Source organism: Spirulina sp. CCY15215, from assembly GCF_016888125.1.
Classification (GTDB): domain Bacteria; phylum Cyanobacteriota; class Cyanobacteriia; order Cyanobacteriales; family Spirulinaceae; genus CCY15215.
In genome coordinates this window covers 1-16,684 of record NZ_JACSWA010000342.1, presented here as the reverse complement: position 1 = coordinate 16,684, position 16,684 = coordinate 1, and the positions used below count along the sequence as shown (strand labels likewise).

Annotated in this window: 15 protein-coding genes and 1 pseudogene; 5 read left to right on the top strand and 11 right to left on the bottom strand. The window is 38.9% G+C overall.

What is annotated here, in order from left to right:
• The first annotated feature begins 115 nt into the window (after positions 1-115).
• Entirely contained in the window at positions 116-1,765 is a 1,650-nt protein-coding gene (locus JUI58_RS07575) for an acetolactate synthase large subunit (protein WP_204103156.1), read from the top strand.
• A gap of 19 nt (positions 1,766-1,784) precedes the next feature.
• On the opposite strand, the gene JUI58_RS07570 is transcribed toward JUI58_RS07575, so the two are convergent.
• Positions 1,785-1,976, bottom strand: a complete 192-nt coding sequence (locus JUI58_RS07570) for a hypothetical protein (protein WP_204103155.1) — start codon at positions 1,974-1,976, stop codon at positions 1,785-1,787.
• Positions 1,977-2,019: 43 nt separating this feature from the next.
• Positions 2,020-2,343, bottom strand: coding sequence for a hypothetical protein (locus JUI58_RS07565; RefSeq protein WP_204103154.1), 324 nt, complete (start codon positions 2,341-2,343; stop codon positions 2,020-2,022).
• Positions 2,344-2,444: 101 nt separating this feature from the next.
• Here JUI58_RS07565 and JUI58_RS07560 point away from each other — a divergent pair, with 101 nt between their 5' ends.
• A complete protein-coding gene (locus JUI58_RS07560; RefSeq protein ID WP_204103153.1) occupies positions 2,445-2,795 on the top strand; it encodes a hypothetical protein in 351 nt (116 codons plus the stop codon).
• A 186-nt stretch (positions 2,796-2,981) separates the two neighbouring features.
• On the opposite strand, the gene JUI58_RS07555 is transcribed toward JUI58_RS07560, so the two are convergent.
• Positions 2,982-4,457, bottom strand: a complete 1,476-nt coding sequence (locus JUI58_RS07555; RefSeq protein ID WP_204103152.1) for a WGR domain-containing protein — start codon at positions 4,455-4,457, stop codon at positions 2,982-2,984.
• A gap of 167 nt (positions 4,458-4,624) precedes the next feature.
• On the opposite strand from JUI58_RS07555, the gene JUI58_RS07550 reads away from it, so the two are divergent.
• The 3 genes from JUI58_RS07550 to JUI58_RS07540 are packed head-to-tail and all read left to right on the top strand — an operon-like array spanning position 4,625 to position 9,405.
• On the top strand, positions 4,625-7,786 hold the full coding sequence (locus tag JUI58_RS07550; protein ID WP_204103151.1) for a DEAD/DEAH box helicase: 3,162 nt from the start codon (positions 4,625-4,627) through the stop codon (positions 7,784-7,786).
• 53 nt (positions 7,787-7,839) lie between these two features.
• Positions 7,840-8,547 carry a Uma2 family endonuclease gene (locus JUI58_RS07545; protein ID WP_204103150.1) on the top strand — a complete coding sequence of 236 codons (708 nt, stop codon included), beginning with the start codon at positions 7,840-7,842 and terminating at the stop codon, positions 8,545-8,547.
• A 21-nt stretch (positions 8,548-8,568) separates the two neighbouring features.
• Positions 8,569-9,405 carry an SWIM zinc finger family protein gene (locus JUI58_RS07540; RefSeq protein ID WP_204103149.1) on the top strand — a complete coding sequence of 279 codons (837 nt, stop codon included), beginning with the start codon at positions 8,569-8,571 and terminating at the stop codon, positions 9,403-9,405.
• 35 nt (positions 9,406-9,440) lie between these two features.
• Here the strand turns inward: JUI58_RS07540 and JUI58_RS07535 are convergent, their stop codons facing one another.
• From JUI58_RS07535 to JUI58_RS07500, 8 genes and pseudogenes are all read right to left on the bottom strand, one after another.
• Complete coding sequence (locus JUI58_RS07535; RefSeq protein ID WP_204103148.1) at positions 9,441-10,007, bottom strand: Uma2 family endonuclease; 567 nt, start codon at positions 10,005-10,007, stop codon at positions 9,441-9,443.
• Between the two features lie 25 nt (positions 10,008-10,032).
• Positions 10,033-10,422 carry a type II toxin-antitoxin system VapC family toxin gene (locus tag JUI58_RS07530; protein ID WP_204103147.1) on the bottom strand — a complete coding sequence of 130 codons (390 nt, stop codon included), beginning with the start codon at positions 10,420-10,422 and terminating at the stop codon, positions 10,033-10,035.
• A complete protein-coding gene (locus tag JUI58_RS07525; protein ID WP_204103146.1) occupies positions 10,419-10,646 on the bottom strand; it encodes a DUF2281 domain-containing protein in 228 nt (75 codons plus the stop codon). Before JUI58_RS07525 ends, JUI58_RS07530 begins: the two co-directional genes overlap by 4 nt.
• Positions 10,647-10,683: 37 nt before the next feature.
• Entirely contained in the window at positions 10,684-11,292 is a 609-nt protein-coding gene (locus JUI58_RS07520; RefSeq protein WP_204103145.1) for a hypothetical protein, read from the bottom strand.
• Between the two features lie 173 nt (positions 11,293-11,465).
• The gene (locus JUI58_RS07515) at positions 11,466-13,904 is read right to left on the bottom strand and encodes a TIGR03986 family CRISPR-associated RAMP protein (RefSeq protein WP_204103144.1); all 2,439 of its coding nucleotides are present in this window, start codon (positions 13,902-13,904) and stop codon (positions 11,466-11,468) included.
• 11 nt (positions 13,905-13,915) lie between these two features.
• Entirely contained in the window at positions 13,916-14,488 is a 573-nt protein-coding gene (csx19, locus tag JUI58_RS07510; protein WP_204103143.1) for a CRISPR-associated protein Csx19, read from the bottom strand.
• Entirely contained in the window at positions 14,485-15,963 is a 1,479-nt protein-coding gene (locus tag JUI58_RS07505; RefSeq protein WP_204103142.1) for an RAMP superfamily CRISPR-associated protein, read from the bottom strand. The genes csx19 and JUI58_RS07505 overlap by 4 nt, the downstream gene beginning before the upstream one ends.
• Before the next feature lie 2 nt (positions 15,964-15,965).
• Positions 15,966-16,684, bottom strand: a pseudogene (locus JUI58_RS07500) (hypothetical protein); the annotation flags it as partial.

Genomic DNA, 16,684 nt, shown 5'->3' with positions numbered 1-16,684 from the left:
TTATTGCTTAGACGTTAGCGGCGATCGCCGTCTCAATAACAAATCAAACATAACCCTTCGACCAGTTTCGAGGGAAACAATCAACAAAAACATTTTAATTGGGGATATAAAGATTGTGGGACAATTAAACACTGCCGAACTTCTAGTTCGCTGTTTAGAAAATGAAGGCGTTGAATACGTTTTTGGACTTCCAGGAGAAGAAAACTTGCACGTTTTGCAGGCATTAAAAACCTCCTCAATTCAGTTTATTACCACCCGTCACGAACAAGGGGCTGCATTCATGGCCGATGTCTACGGACGTTTGACGGGAAAAGCAGGGGTTTGCCTCTCTACCCTGGGACCAGGTGCCACCAATTTGATGACGGGGGTAGCAGATGCTAATCTCGACGGTGCGCCTTTAGTTGCCATTACGGGACAAGTGGGAACCGATCGAATGCACATCGAATCTCACCAATATTTAGATTTAGTTTCCATGTTTGAACCTGTTACTAAATGGAACACTCAAATCGTCCGTCCTAGTAATACACCGGAAATCATTCGTAAAGCCTTCAAAATTGCCCAACAGGAAAAACCCGGGGCAGTTCATATAGACTTACCGGAAAATATTGCCGCCATGCCTGTCGATCAAGAATCACCTTTAAGTACCAATGGCAAAGAAGCAGTTTATGCTTCTTTCCGTAGCTTTAACAAAGCCGGAGAAAAGATTTCCAAGGCGAAAAACCCTTTAATTGTCGTGGGAAATGGAGCCATTCGCGCTAATGCCAGTGAAGCCCTGACAGAATTTGCAACTCGTTTAAATATCCCTGTAGTTAATACTTTTATGGGGAAAGGTGCGATTCCTTATACCCATCCTCTCGCATTATGGACCTTTGGACTGCAACAACGCGATCTCGTCAGTTGTGCCTTCGATAAAACCGATTTAGTGATTGCGATCGGCTACGATTTAATCGAATATTCCCCCAAAAAATGGAATCCTGACGGTAAAATTCCCATCATTCATATTGGTGTAAATTCAGCAGAAATCGACAGTAGTTATATTCCTAGTGTAGAAATAGTCGGGGATATTTCTGATTCTCTCTACGAGATTACGAAACGAGTCGATCGCGAGGGAAAACTAGTAAATATGGCCGCAGAAATACGAGGAGATATTCGCGATGATTACGAACATTATGCCAATGATGACGGCTTTCCCATCAAACCGCAAAAGATTATTTACGACCTACGACAGGTGATGGGACCTGAAGATATTGTTATTTCTGATGTTGGGGCGCATAAAATGTGGATGGCGCGGCATTATCACTGCGATCGCCCCAATACTTGCATTATCTCCAATGGGTTTGCAGCGATGGGAATAGCTATTCCAGGGGCATTAGCGGCGAAATTAGTCCATCCGAGTCGCAAGGTTGTAGCAGTTACGGGAGATGGCGGTTTTATGATGAACTGTCAGGAATTAGAGACAGCATTGCGGGTAAAAACGCCTTTTGTTACCTTGATTTTTAACGATAATGGTTATGGGTTAATCGAATGGAAACAAATCAATCAATTTGGCGAGTCGGCGTTTATTAATTTTACCAATCCCGATTTTGTTCTCTTTGCTGAAAGTATGGGCTTAAAGGGTTATCGCGTCAAATCAGCAGAGGATTTAATTCCTACGTTGAAAATGGCCTTAGAACAAGATGTTCCGGCGGTGATTGATTGTCCGGTAGACTATAAGGAGAATTTGAAATTCTCGCAGCAGTCGAAAGATATGAGTTGTCATATTTAGTTGAGTTTGGGGGCAATTCTTATAAAATTGCCCCTTGAATTTTGTCATTCAGAATATTATCAATAATATCGTTATATTCTGGGCTTAGTAACATTCTAATTTCTTCTTCATCTTCCATTGTAAAGCCGCACTGACACCTGATTAAACTAAGAAAAGGCTCAACTCCTAGCAGTGTAACTTCTCCATCTTCAATCTCTACATCTGCATCCATATCTAATGCAACCTCTGCTAGATTTTTTTCACAAATAGGACATTTAATATCTATAGATTGATTCAGAAATATCTGCGATCTTAATTTGAACTTTTTTCTCTAAAGTACCAATTTCAATGTGACCAAAATTGTGCATCAAAAAATTTCTCTTTTTAATTATATAGTTTATTTCTTTGACAAATTCCCTATTCTTTAATTCTGGAAATAATATCAATAGGCGTTTAAAAGCCTCTTCTAAACTAATTGTCTTTCTATTGTCATATTTTTCACCTTCTTCACCTTCTTCAAACTTAACTAAATCATCAAACTGTATTTTGTCAAACAAAATCATTAAGGGATTTTGTTGATATAAAACTGATTTTATCAATTTTTCTAGTCCAATTGTGAGCAAAAAAGTTTTATCGAATGCAATGAGGAGATTTTATCGCATTATGCTAGAATAATTCTACTGAATTTCAGAGAAAAACCATGTCTGGCAAAATTTCGACAGCGATCGTAGATTTTCAAGAAAATCTGGAAATTTTAAATCAAGAAGCACTCCAAGAGCGATTTGATCAATTAAAATCGCAATGGAAACAAGACACGGAAATGCTTTCCTCTATTTCTCGAATCATAAAACATCCTGCATATCAAAAGATAATTTTAATAGGAGAGAGAGCAATTCCTTTGATTCTTTCGGATTTGCAAAAAGAATCGGATCATTGGTTTTACGCATTAACAAAACTAACAAAAACCGATCCGGTGAAACCAGAAGATGATTTTAACCAAGCTGTTGAGGTGTGGTTAAATTGGGGAAAACAGCAAGGCTATATTCAATGACACCAAAACTCATCTTCAATAATACTTGAATTGTACTAGCCTAATTGGGGATTATTATGGGATGGTTGCGGTATTTATGAAAAGAGCAATTTGAGGAACGAGATGCGATCGCGCTACAATAGCTTTACTTAACTTATCGCAGCAATAAAGAAACCGCTTGCATTTTGCACCGGAACGCGACTCCTCTTACATTTCTGGGATGTTCCTGTTCCTCCCCATTTCATCTCTTGATTCAGCAATGTCTAACTTTTTAATGTTCCCAAAAGTACGATAGAATCCTCCTCGAGCAGATTCTCTGACTTCATCCACAATATAACGCGATCCTTCCGTGCGAATTTCTTTAGGAAACTGAACATTAATTTCTGAATTGTATCCTTCTGAAACAACACGAACGCGAAGTTTTCCCTGAATTTTAACACATTCTACCATAACCCCAACCCCAGCATTACTTGTTGTTTCTAAGGTGTTAGAAGCCACTGCTGCGGTTACATTGCTGGGTGCTTTAATATTCACCAATTCTGGAAGTGTTCCCACTTTTGCAGCTTGAACTGCGGTTTCGCTGGCATCAATACAAGCTAAAGAACCATCGGTGGTGACAATGTAGAGATGAGCATTGAAAAACTGCATCGAAAATGCCGATCCGCAACCAGTTCCTAACTTCCAAAGACGTTCTCCCGACTCATTAAAACAATAAATAGAAGATTGATTATCCCCAGCAAAAATATATTGACCTTCCTCAGCCGTCGCGCAAGAATAAACAGGAGCATCGCATTGATAAATAATCTTAATTTCTCCTTTTTTCGCGATCGCAAAAACTTGATTGCGTCCCGTACTAGCATAAACCATTCCTTCTTCCTGCCAACCAAACAAAACTGCTCCATTTGTAGGCAAATCCCAAATTAATTTCCCATCTTCCCAATCATACATAGTTACGCCTTGACTGTGGCCGTGATAGAGTCCAATTTCATCACAACGCACCATCCAACCATGATTTCCTTTGCTTTTTTGAGTCCATTGAGAATCGCCTTCATGGTCGATCGCCACCACGCTACCATTGGCATCAGAAACCCCTAAAATACCATCTTTAATATCTAACCAAAAAATATCAACATCTGGGGCTATTTCATAAGCAACGCGGGGAATTTTACCCGTGAGATCGTAGACCTTCCCATCATCACAACCCGCATACAACCAATCATCATCAGCGACGATACATTTTACCCCATCAGGTAAACTAAATTGTTGCAAGACTTCTCCTGTTGGTGTCAGGGCGAAAATATGACCTTTTTGATTGCCCAACCAACAGCGATCCTCAGCAATAAAGATACCAAATGCGGAAGAACCCGAGGCAAATTTCCAGATAACCGGAGCAGTTTTTGCAGTCGATCTCGTACTGGTTATTTCTCTGCGAGTAACAGGGCGTTTTTTTCGCACTCCGATAACAGCATCTTCGTATCCTTTGCGACGTTTTTCACGAATTTTCTTTTCTACTTCCGCTTTGGCTTTTTCAGGAGTAGGATAGGTTTTAGTTTGGCTACGACCGCGATCGCCAATGCGTCCATAGCGAATTGTAACTTCTGTCCCATTAATAATCGCTTCGTAAAATTTATGGGAGCCATCACCTGCTTCGGATAATTCGAGATAAGTTCTTTCTTCTGACACGATCGCCTCCAATTCAATGCTCTTGCACTATGATAGTTTTTTTTGTAGATAATGCCAACCATACTTTTTTTTGGTAGAATATTGCCAATTTCGCGATCGCTTGACTTTGGGAGTACAAGAGATCGTTACTCTGCTTGGCAACCTCAAAAATTTATCATTGCGATCTGATGACTAACATTTTACATGGAACTTGGATTCCCGACAATACAGAAGATTTTGTGCAGCAAGGAGAATTTTATCTGTGGATAGAAACGGATGAAATTTCGGAAACACCGTCGGGTAATATTCATCCCTTTCATTTGCGTCGGGGTGCTTTAGCGACTTTTCTTAAAGAAAAATTAGGCATTGCGATCGCCTTGGATGAGTTAACAGAAAAAATTCGCCCGCAATATTTTCTCCTTCCCACTCATGATAATATTCCTCTTCCTTCATGGGAACTGGCTCGTTATTTAGAAACTGAACTTCCGGAAGATTTTAACTTACAATTCTGGCCGATTAGCTGTTATTGCGTAGGGACAAAAGTTAAACTGGGAAGTTATAATCAGGCTACGGTTAATAATATTATTAAACTTTTAAACGATCTCCACTTTCTCGCGACTTATAGTGCTGATAATCTTCAATTTGGATCGGATTTACTCTTTTGGTATGGTTACACTCGCACCCTCAGAGAGATTATTTTTAAAGATGAATATATTCCTGCGTTGAAATATCAGCAAATTGCTTCTACTCAAGCTAAAAAAAGGAAGAAAACGAATTATTTTGCTATCTATCCCAGTTGGGAAATTGTTTCCGATCGCTACGAAACGATCTTACAAGACTATGCGGAAGCTATGCCCCTCGCTTGTGCTGCTGGATTTAATACACCAACAGAAGTATCACAATTTTACGAGCCGCAAACCCTGTTGCGTCACTTTAGCGAAAACATACTGTCCGAAATTCTCACCCATACCCCAAAAACCGCACAATTCGATCGCAAAATTGCAGGGACGATCTTAGAGGAATGCTGCGATCGCACAGATGCACCCAGTTCAACAGAACGAGCATTAGAACAATATCAACAGTGGCAAATCTGGCGACAGAAAATCGATCGTTCTCAAAGTGCAATCCCTTTTATTCTCTATTTTCAGCTTATCTCTCCCGACGTTCCCGATCAAGCATGGTTTCTTGAATTTCTCGTTTCTCCCAAGAACGATCCTTCTGCAAAGCTCACATTGCTCGATTATTGGCGCATGAACAAAAGCCAGCAAAATCAAATCAAGAAACAAATGGGAGAAGATTTTGAAGCGAATTTACTCTTAAATCTCGGCTATGCTGCGCGAATTTATCCCAAACTCTGGGAGGGAATGAATAGCGATCGCCCCACAGGGTGTTTATTGCATTTAGAGGATGCTTACGATTTTCTCAAGGAAACCGCATGGGTATTGGAGGATGCAGGCTATAAGGTGATTATCCCCTCTTGGTGGACTCCAATGGGTCGCCGTCGTGCCAAAGTACGTCTCAAAGCTGCTAAAAAAGGGAAGTCTGTGGGAAGTGCAGGAAAGGGATATTTTAACCTCGATACATTGATTACTTACCAATACGAATTGGCGATCGGTAATGAACAAATTGCCCCCCAAGAATGGGAAGATTTAGTGAATGCAAAACAATCTTTAGTGCAGTTTCGTGGAGAATGGGTCGAACTTGATGTTGCTAAAATGAAACAAATGCTAGAATTTTGGCAAAAACAAGGAGAAGAAAATGCAGAAATGTCTTTAATGGAATTGATGCAACGGGAAGCAGAAGAAGATGAAGATTTAGAAATAGAACGAGATGATTCTCTCGGGGAAATGTGGGCTAAACTGCACGATCCCTCTAATCTTTCTCCCGTTGAAGAATTACCGCAATTTGAAGGAACATTACGAGAGTATCAAAAGCGGGGAGTTGCTTGGTTAGATTATTTAGAACAATTGGGATTAAATGGTTGTTTAGCAGATGATATGGGATTGGGAAAAACGATACAGGTGATTGCACGATTAGTACAAGAAAGGAACGCAGACGAAAAAGTATTCCCAACGCTTTTAATCGCCCCAACATCGGTTTTAGGAAATTGGCAAAAGGAAATTTCTAAATTTGCCCCTCACCTTTCTAGTATCGTTCATCATGGTAGCGATCGCGCCAATGAAACGAAAACATTTAAAAAGGAATGTAAAGATAAAGATGTTGTGATTACTTCTTATACTTTGGTTCGCAAAGATACTAAATTATTTGATGCGTTAGATTGGCATCGTATTGTTTTAGATGAAGCGCAGAATATCAAGAACCCTAAAACTGCCCAAACCAAAGCTATTTTAAAGCTAAAATCTCGCCATCGCTTGGCATTAACGGGAACTCCAGTAGAAAACAGATTGTTAGATTTATGGTCTATTTTTAACTTTCTCAATCCCGGTTATTTGGGCAAGCAGGCACAGTTTCGCAAGGCTTTTGAATTGCCAGTTCAAAAGGATAATGACCTCGTTAAAACCGTAACTTTAAAGCGTTTAGTTGAACCCTTTATTCTGCGACGAGTCAAAACAGACAAATCTATTATTAAAGACCTTCCCGATAAAATTGAGCAAAAAGTTTATTGCAATCTAACCAAAGAACAAGCCTCGTTATATGAAGCTGTCGTGAAAAATGTGACGGAACAATTAGAGGAAGCCGAAGGAATGCAACGCAAAGGTTTAATGTTAGCAACCTTGATGAAATTAAAACAAATTTGCAACCATCCGAGGCAATTTTTGCAAGATGAAAGCGAATTTACTCCCGAAAGATCGCATAAACTATCGCGCTTGCAGGAGATGATTGAAGAAATCATTGCAGAACAAGAAAGCACCTTAATTTTTACCCAATTTCGCGAGATTGGTGATGCTTTAGAATATCGCTTGCGCCATGATTGTCACTACAATACCTATTATATTCATGGGGGAACTAGCCGTCAAAAACGGGAAAATGCGATCGCAGATTTTCAAGACCCAGATACTCCTCCTTCCATCTTTGTTCTCTCCTTAAAAGCGGCTGGAGTGGGTATTACTTTAACTAAAGCTAATCATGTTTTTCACTTCGATCGCTGGTGGAACCCCGCAGTAGAAGATCAAGCCACCGATCGCGCTTTTCGTATTGGTCAAGAGAAAAATGTTTTTGTTCACAAATATGTAACATTGGGAACATTAGAAGAACGCATCGACCAAATGATTGAAGATAAAAAGAAACTTTCAGCTTCAATTGTCGGATCCGATGAGTCTTGGCTGACGGAATTGGATAATAACAGTTTTAAAGAATTAATTGCTTTGAATCGCACGGCAATTTTGTAAATTTAACCCTGAAATTGTATAATGGAACTAAAGATGTAACGCTCCTTTTTCCCATGTTACTCAAATACGATCCGAGAGACTGTTGGCCTTCAGCAGAAGATTTACCCGATTCCGATGATACTCCCGTGGATAATCAATTACAGCACCTCATTCCAGGGTTGCTAGAAGCAATTTTGGCATTAATTTGGCAGGAAAGAATGGATTGGTTTTTCGGAGTCGATATGGGGATATATTATCACCCCGATGAACCGGCGATCGTTCCTGATGGCTTTTTAAGCATTGGAGTTCCTCGTATTGTTCATCATAAGTTGAACAATTTGCGTTTGTCTTATGTCCTCTGGAAAGAGGAAAAATTACCAACTTTGGTATTAGAGGTGGTATCCGAAACCAGGAGAGGAGAATATAGCAAAAAGAAACGGTTTTATGAGGAAATGGGAATTTTGTATTACGTGATATATAATCCCTTAAGGAAGAGAAAGCCACCTTTAGAAGTTTATAAACTCGAACAAAACAAATATATTTTACTCACAGGGATGCCTGTTTGGTTATCAGAACTAAATTTAGGGATTGGTCGAGAAAAAAGAACTTATCAAGGAATTACTAGAGAATGGCTCTACTGGTACGATAAGGAAGGTCGGCGTTATTTAACACCAGAAGAAAGAATTCAAGATGCTCAGAAACAAACTCTTGATGCTCAACTTAAAATTAAACGCTTAGAAGAAAAATTGCAAGATTTAGGCATCGATCCCAATCAATTATAAGTCAAATAAGGAAAGAGAAAAATGGCTGAATTTAGTAAAACTTGGTGGGGAAACCAATTTATTGCCGCGATCGCCTCTTTTACCGATGAAGCGCGTTTAGGACGAGGACGATCTTATGCGAGGGGAGGAAAAATCCTCAAGTTCTCTGTAAACAAAGGTATAATTCGAGCAACAATTCGAGGCTCGGTAAATCCTTATTTTGGTGTTTATAAAGAGCCTCGCTATAATACCGAAATTGAATTGAAGGCGATCGCCAAAAAAGATTGGTCGAAAATTATTCAAAAACTGTCCACGAATGCGAGTTTTGTCTCTAAGCTACTCCTGAATGAGGTTCCAGAAAATATTGAGGAGAGTTTTCGAGAAGTCAATCAACGTTTTTTACCTCGCGATAGTCGCGATATGGAGACGGAATGCGACTGTCCCGACTGGTCAAATCCCTGCAAGCATATTGCGGGATTATGTTATCGTTTTGCAGCAGAACTTGATGACGATCCTTTTTTACTGTTTGAATTGCGAGGATTAACGCGAGAAGAACTCAAAGAAGAGTTAGCAAAAACGCCTTTAGGTAAGGCTTTAGCTGCGGGTTTGGGAAGCGAAAAACTCGAACCCGTTTCGGTTTCTTCCTATTATACTCAGCCGAAAACTAGCAATGTGGAGGCGATCGCATTGAAGGAATTTTGGTTGGGAAAAAAACATTTTCCAGAAGTTTCTCCTCAAAGTCAAGAAAGCAGAATTCCGGCAATTTTAATCAAAAAACAAGGAGATTTTCCCCCATTTTGGCATGAGGATCGGTCTTTTATTGAGGTGATGGAGGAACTTTACGAACGAGTGAAAACAAAAAATAAAGATTTACTTTAGATTCTCTGGCAAGATGGGAATTGAGGGAATTTTTGTTATTTGAACGTTAAATAATTAAAAATTGTTTCAACCGATACTTTGAAATCGGGCAAAATTTCTAGACTGGGGAGAAGCTCATCTGCTTGATAACTTTTGGGTTGTTGCTGAGGGAAAAAACTCATGACTAATCGTTCTTTTGGATCGATCAGCCAACCTAATTGTGTCCCGCGATCTAAACAAAAAAGAATATTATTAATTACCCGCGTCGAACTTTGTTCGGGAGAGAGAATTTCAATCTTCCAGTCAGGAACAATAGTAATAATATTTTCAATTTCTCCTTGTTCGTCTACCGGGATTCGCTCCCAAGCAAAAACACTAATATTCGGTACAAGCGATCGCCCACCAAAAGTACAGCGCAATTCTGTAAAAGCACCCGCTAATTTTTGAGGAATACCTGCTTGATTAATCGCCGCAGATAAAAAGGTTTGGATGGCGCTATGTTGTCCTTTAGGAATGGGTTTTGTATAAATTTTACCATTGATATATTCGCGCACTGGTTTTGTTTCTGGACATTGCAGAAAGTCTTCAAGGGAAAGTTTGGGTTGGATTTGAGTTGAAATCATAGGATTTGTTCTCAATTAGTAAAAATCACCAAATAGTATAAACAGTTGAGTTTTGAATTTTTGCGTCACGAGTGATGAGCGGTAAGCCCAAATAATGAGCAGTAGCAGCAATAATGCGATCGGGCATTTCGGGGATAACATCTCGTGGAATTTGAGCTACAGATTCAGCCGTTAGTATATCTAGAACCGCAACTAACCATCGAGTATCTGGATTTACAAGAGCTTGATTTAGTCTTTGTAGAGCTAGATCGGGTATTTTACTCTTTTCATTCAGGTAAATCATTTCAACCAAAGAAATCGAAGCAATATAAATCTGACTAGCTGTGTTAATGGAAACTCTTGCTGGTTCTGATAATTTAGGTGAATTCAGGAAGTACCAAATAATAGTATGGGTATCAAGAACTATAGCACTCATAAGTCAATCTCCCTTGGAAAATTTCCCCACATTTCCTTACGCGCTTCGGTAATGTCCTCCTCTGTAATATGAATATCCAAATCAGCCCATAACCCCATAAGACTAGGATGTGGACGTTTAAGAACTTCTTTTTGCTGCAAATATTGGGCAAAATCTAATACCTCCTGTTGTTTATGGGGTGGAAGTTCTCGCAGAGTGGCTAATACAGCTTGTTCGAGAGTCATAAACTTAACCTCATTAAAATTGCTAAATTACTCGATTTTATTGATTTTCCAAAGAGATAAAACTTTTCAGAATACTAAGAATTAAACCTAGGTCATTCAAGAAATATTCCCGAACATCAATTTCTACAATTTTATTGACTAACTTCAAAAATTTCCAGTTTGTTCCGGTTGTAACACTTCCATAAATTTCCGCGATCGCATTCCCTTGACGCTGGTTAAAAATTTGTGCGGCATACATCGCTGCAATACATTGTCCCAAACCAGATTGAATATTATCATTTTTTGCCTCAATAATGATAATAACTGGAGATTTAATAATCAATTGTGATGGGGATTGACTAATCAAAAAATCACAAAATCCGACTAATCCTTGGTCTGGATCGACATTGAATTCTCGTCCTGAAAAAAGGCTAATTTTAGAATCAAAAATTTTCTTGAGTTCAATCAAAATCGGGGTTAAAATCATTTCCGATCGCGCTTTCTCTGTGGCAATTTCCAGTGCTAGGGGTAAGTTATAATCTAAAATTTCTCTGAGACTTTCGCTAACATTACAAGTTTCTGCGTGAGTTAAGGGATTTTGAGTTGCTTGGATGCTTAATCCCAATTGAGTTTCAATGTCTTCTAAGCTAAATTTACTATACGACACGATCGCTACCTCTTTAATACGATATATCAACTTTCTGGGATATATCTTTTATTCTATTTCAGTCTAGCGCGATCGCGTTTCGAGAGTTAGCGCCAAAGGAATAGTCATAAAAATTAACGATCGCACCTCAACAGGTTTTTAAAAACTTGAAGGAGTGCGATCGCAATATTCATTTAAGAAAGAGTATTGATCTTTGAGATTAGCTTAACCTTCCTAATGTTATTTTCTTTAACCTTAATGATTGTTACTTTGACCAAATCACCATTAATTAGCGAAACTTCCCGTTTATAAATTTCTTCTGTCGCTTGGCATTCTGAGCCTTCAATCTCATAAGTAAGAATTGTCTTACGTTTTTTCTCTTTTGTGACTTGAATATTAACCACTTTAGCAGTAATCTCTTGTCCTTCTGAAAATTTTGAACTGCTATGGCTATCATTCAAGGTTTTTCCCTCAATCCCCATCACCTTGCGTTGGGGTTGTTGAATGTTATCTTTCTCCCAACCAATTACTTGCAGAGGAGTTGGTAGAACTGGACGATCGGCATACTCGTTAACCTTACCTTTTTTAGGTGTGCCAAGATGTGGCTTGCTAGCATCTCGTTCAATTTCCATATAACGAGTGTTGTCTGATGATGGGGCATCATCCCAACTGAGCATTGCCAACAGCATTTTGATTCGTCGTACTTCTTTTAAAGAAGATTTAGGTGTCCCAATTTGCTTACAAATGTATTTATCAAATGTCTCGATGTATGGCTTGGGTAAATCAGGTGAATCTTCATAACCTGTAAACCAGCTTTGACGATCGCCATCAAAGAGTTGTGAATAACGCTCATTTCGTTGATTTAGAGATAGATGAGAAGTAATTTTCACTGCTCCCATTCCTAATGGTTTACCCATACCAAGAGAAATACGATACTCATCATCTTGAGCTATTTTAAGAACCCAAAGCAATGCACCTAGTTCAATATCATTCAGATTTTCAAAATTTATCGAAAACTGGAAAGATACACCGGATTGAACTGGTTTAATCTCTGTATATTGAGATTTTGCGTCATTAATTTCTTGCTGATTTTTATGCAAAATTTGAGAAAGTTTTATATTTTTCTTATGCCAGTATAATTTATGTCCACGAATAACAGTATCTCCGTGATTAACTTGATCTGAATCATCTTTTATAGGTGGTTGACTAGCATAATGTTTCAATTTAGCTTTGTCAGCACCAGTTTCTTCTGGTTGGACTAAATAGTGCTGGAAGGTAGTTGATTTTGGACTGCCAAGAATATGTGGTACAATAGGAGAGTCTCCAAAAAATATACCATTATCGTCTGATTTGTATTTAGCATCACTAACTGAAACACGACCTTTACAAACCTGTATTTCTTGCTTTTCTTGATTGACAAAACCAAAAATACTATTAGCAATATCTAAAATTGAAGAATCTCTTAAATCATGTGGAATAAAATCCATAACTGTAGATGCACGTCCATCCTTCTGAGATGAATAAGGAATACGAAAGTTAGGACTTTGACCAAAAAATCGTACAGAATCGTCTTTTTTGGGTGGATAATAGAAAATTGGTCGCCCTTTTTCGAGCATTGTTGTTTCTAAATCTTCTAAATAAAATATTCCTTTCTCTAAATGAAAAGGAGAATCTTTCTGGAAGTCTGTCAGAGCATTACAGTAGTGTTCGATGGCAATATCATCAATTCTCAATTTTTGGAGATTCTTACTTTTTTCAAAAACAACGCAATCAAACACCAAGCAATAATTGCGCCTTGGAGAAGGCTCTGTTCCCTGTTTCATGTTTCCGCTAGTTACCAAAATACCCTTATTGTCCTTATTGTTATGAATATTTAAAGAATCAACACCATGAGCAAATATACGTTTAGCTCGATCTTGACTATCTTTTCCGACAGATTGGTAACTTACAGGAATGTACTGAGGTTGATAATTTGGACTATTAAATTTTTTGAGTTTGGGTAAATTAGTTTCGCTCTCTTTAACCCAAGCAAAAGTAGTGTGTTGAATGGTTTTTGCAGGTTGGATATACCATCCTCGATCATCTTTATTGAGATATCCAGCTTGAATCTTTTGAGGATCGACATGATTTTTATATTCTTGTGCTAGAGAATCTGTTTTTGGATTACCTGCAACTGCACGGAAAAATAATCGTTCAACATCCGCTACACGATCAATTTTACTGAAACTCAGAATTTCTACTAAACTTCTCAGCATTCCTCGCAAGCTGCTACCGGGTATTGTTGGCAAGAGTTGATTGGGATACTTGAAAAAATCACTGCGTCTTGCTCTTTCGTCTTCCGAACAAGTTTCTAAATCTTTAAGGCTAGTAGATTTTTCTTGTGCAAAATCGGATGGAGTTAGACCACAACGAATATAAAGAGGAGAAAAAGTTGTGAGGATGCAATCAATTTTTCCGGTATGGAGATTGGTATAATAACGATCGTGTGAAGGTAAAGAGCCTCGATCGATAGGCACAACTCGATCGGGTAGCTCAACAAAATTGTAAGGTGCAATTGCCTGTCTTTTAATTTTTTTACCCTTATTATCTATAAGAGACTCTGGTACGTGCTTCAAATGTTTTGGAAAAGACATCATTAAATCTCCTAATTTTCAATTCTTTTAGTTGTTAAATTGACAAGTCGGCTGAGAAAAATTCGAGCCACACCATCACTGTCATAACCGATGTAATGATTGACAATCAATCGGACAGGTCGAGTAAGTTTTTCATTTGTTTCTAAATTAATATCAGTGAAAGGAACAGCGTGTTTGAGTCCTTGCGAACTATCGCGCAAGACCGTAAAACCTTCAGAAATCTTTTTTTGTCCGTGAGTCCCCCACAGAATTTGTCTCTCCTCAAGTTTTTCTACATCAGGATTGCGAATAGCACGCGCTTTCCAATTACCATTAACTTTCCAAAGCAAAATTTCACCGTTTTGGCCAAAAATGCGACATTGCTGCAAAGTTAAATCGCGTAGAGAGGGAGATTGAGATAGTACGGAATCGGATGTCACAAGTTGACCTTGCCTAAAATGTCCCCAAATTACCCCATCATCAGCATGAGCCAAAATATAATCAAGGTGATATTGTTTTGCTTGTTCTTCGATCCAATTTCGCAAATCGCGATCGCTTGTAAAACTCGGATTCGATAGATGTTCGCATATTTCTTGTGCTATCATGCTGTTTCGCCTCCTGAAATTTGGTTGACAAGCGTTTGAACGAAGGCTTCTAACTCGTCTGCATTGCTAACCTGAAGTTGTCCATCTATTTCAGAAATCGTCCATTCCTTTTTTCCTTCTGACTTGCAATGCGCGATCGCTGCCTGATGACCCTTTAATCTGCCCCGACCAATACTACTTTCACCTCCTATTGGGAGATCGCCTGTCCATAAATCCTTGAGTAAGAGTAAAAGTAAGCCAATTTCAGAATTGCTAGGTTTTCGTATCTCTAGATTAATGGTTAGGCTTGTTTTATCATTACCCCAAATTGGCTGCTCGTCAAACAATGCTCCATGATATGCACCTCCAGTAAAGCGATCGATCGCAATTCGGTTTTGTACTAAATTTTCTGCTCCTTTAATTTCAGCTTCCTGAACGATAATCCGACTAGCTTTAGCCGTCTTTTGGTTTTCATCAACATCACCAAATAAATCGCCAATAAGAGTTAATTCCGAATCATTTGAGACTTTTAATGTATTAATAATCCGTTCGGAACGATGGCGCAAAACCCCTGCTAAACTCGTACCAGAAATCACAGGAATTTCCTCTCCATTGCGATTTGATTTGAGATGAACGACATCAGGTGCGCGTTCTATCTTAGCTTGACCCGAGCGAATTAGTAAAGAACCTTCTAGCTTAAAAATAGCTTCAAGAGTCAAGCGATCGCGCTTATCTTCAATGTCATCTAAAGAAACACCCAAAGCTCGAACAATTGACGTTTGTTTTTCAGGTGGTTCTGAGAGAAAGCCTTGAGTCCAATGGTCAAATTCTAACCATTCACGACATTGAACGAGATCGGTTAAATCAAAGTTAAAAACTTGCCATTCTTTGACCTGACAGCGACCAAAACCTCGCTGTTTTTTCATTCCTAAGCTGATTTCGCTTTTTTCTAAGCCAGACAGCGCGATCGCTAATCCTTTTAGTAAATCATTGGCATTTGCTTGTTTATCGATTAACAACTCAAATTGAATGGGAAACTCTGTACCAGCAGCCAGCAACTCTAGATCATATTTTGCTTTATCATCAGCCGTACCAGTTTTACTGTTAATTCTCACTCCATCTCGTAGCTCCAATACAGGGATTGCGCTACTGATAGAATTGTAAATAATCAAAGGACTTTGATCGCCATCATCATCCTGACGAGTTGCACCAAAAAGAGTAGCTGCAAGATCATTTTTGAATTCCTTTTTCCCATAGCTATGCTCGTACTCTCGCAGATAATTCCGCAATGCACCTGCAATGGATGCCCCCGTTAAAAGAGCCTTTTGAGAAATACTATCTCGGAGTAGTGGCATATCTGTAGGGCTATCAGCATCACCACTTCCCAAACAGGTTGGGGATTTCAATGTCAGCAATCCCCGCACGATAATGCGACGTATAATTTCCCGTTGTTTTCGCTTTATGCGTTGATTAGATGAGGGTTTCATCTGAACCATTTTCAATTCTCCTTAGTTGCTTGTTTGGCAACCGCTATAATTAGTTTTAATGTGTACTCAGTAGCTAGTAAATCATTAACATTGACTTCAATTTCTTGATCGAGTTTTACCTCTGACACTGACTCCAGCCAATCATGAGGATTTTTGATTTTTTCTTGCAGCCAATCATAAAAAGATTTATTTGTTTGAAGTTTTGCTTTCTGAAATTGTGCTAATGCAGTTTTTGTAAGATTGTCAGAATGTAGTAAGTCATTAACAGCTTTTAAACTGGCAGGCTCAGAATTCAATCCTCTACGAGTAATGAGCATTAACCTAGAGAGTTGACTATTAGAAATCGGTAGCTTCCCATTTGTGTCACGCTTAAACTTGCTACTATCGACTTGACTTTTCAGTGCTTGTTCTAGTCTTTGACGTAAAAGTCGCTCTGCCATAAATCTAGCAAGAGGTTGAACGGTCGCACTGATAGAAGGTTGTTGCGCTCTAATAAAGAATTTTGGAAGTTTAGCATCAAATAAGTCTTTTTGATGCCAATTAATGGCGATGCGTCCGAAACCTTCATTTCTGCGATCGCCAATGCCCTGCCATTGCAATTGTTGAATTTTTTCTTCAGTGAGTTCAGCATCTTTAAACACAACAACGGTACCAGCAGCAAGAGCAGGAACTTGGGGTAAAGGTAAGCCCCACTTGCGATTAAATCCGCCAATTAGAGTGCTGCTACTAA

Excerpts from the sequence above, each read along its gene's own strand:
- JUI58_RS07570 (WP_204103155.1), bottom strand. The coding sequence starts at position 1,976 with ATGGATGCAGATGTAGAGATTGAAGATGGAGAAGTTACACTGCTAGGA.
- JUI58_RS07550 (WP_204103151.1), top strand. The coding sequence starts at position 4,625 with ATGACTAACATTTTACATGGAACTTGGATTCCCGACAATACAGAAGAT.
- JUI58_RS07535 (WP_204103148.1), bottom strand. The coding sequence starts at position 10,007 with ATGATTTCAACTCAAATCCAACCCAAACTTTCCCTTGAAGACTTTCTG.
- JUI58_RS07525 (WP_204103146.1), bottom strand. The coding sequence starts at position 10,646 with ATGACTCTCGAACAAGCTGTATTAGCCACTCTGCGAGAACTTCCACCC.
- csx19 (WP_204103143.1), bottom strand. The coding sequence starts at position 14,488 with ATGATAGCACAAGAAATATGCGAACATCTATCGAATCCGAGTTTTACA.
- JUI58_RS07505 (WP_204103142.1), bottom strand. The coding sequence starts at position 15,963 with ATGGTTCAGATGAAACCCTCATCTAATCAACGCATAAAGCGAAAACAA.
- JUI58_RS07530 (WP_204103147.1), bottom strand. The coding sequence starts at position 10,422 with ATGAGTGCTATAGTTCTTGATACCCATACTATTATTTGGTACTTCCTG.
- JUI58_RS07560 (WP_204103153.1), top strand. The coding sequence starts at position 2,445 with ATGTCTGGCAAAATTTCGACAGCGATCGTAGATTTTCAAGAAAATCTG.
- JUI58_RS07545 (WP_204103150.1), top strand. The coding sequence starts at position 7,840 with ATGTTACTCAAATACGATCCGAGAGACTGTTGGCCTTCAGCAGAAGAT.
- JUI58_RS07515 (WP_204103144.1), bottom strand. The coding sequence starts at position 13,904 with ATGTCTTTTCCAAAACATTTGAAGCACGTACCAGAGTCTCTTATAGAT.
- JUI58_RS07540 (WP_204103149.1), top strand. The coding sequence starts at position 8,569 with ATGGCTGAATTTAGTAAAACTTGGTGGGGAAACCAATTTATTGCCGCG.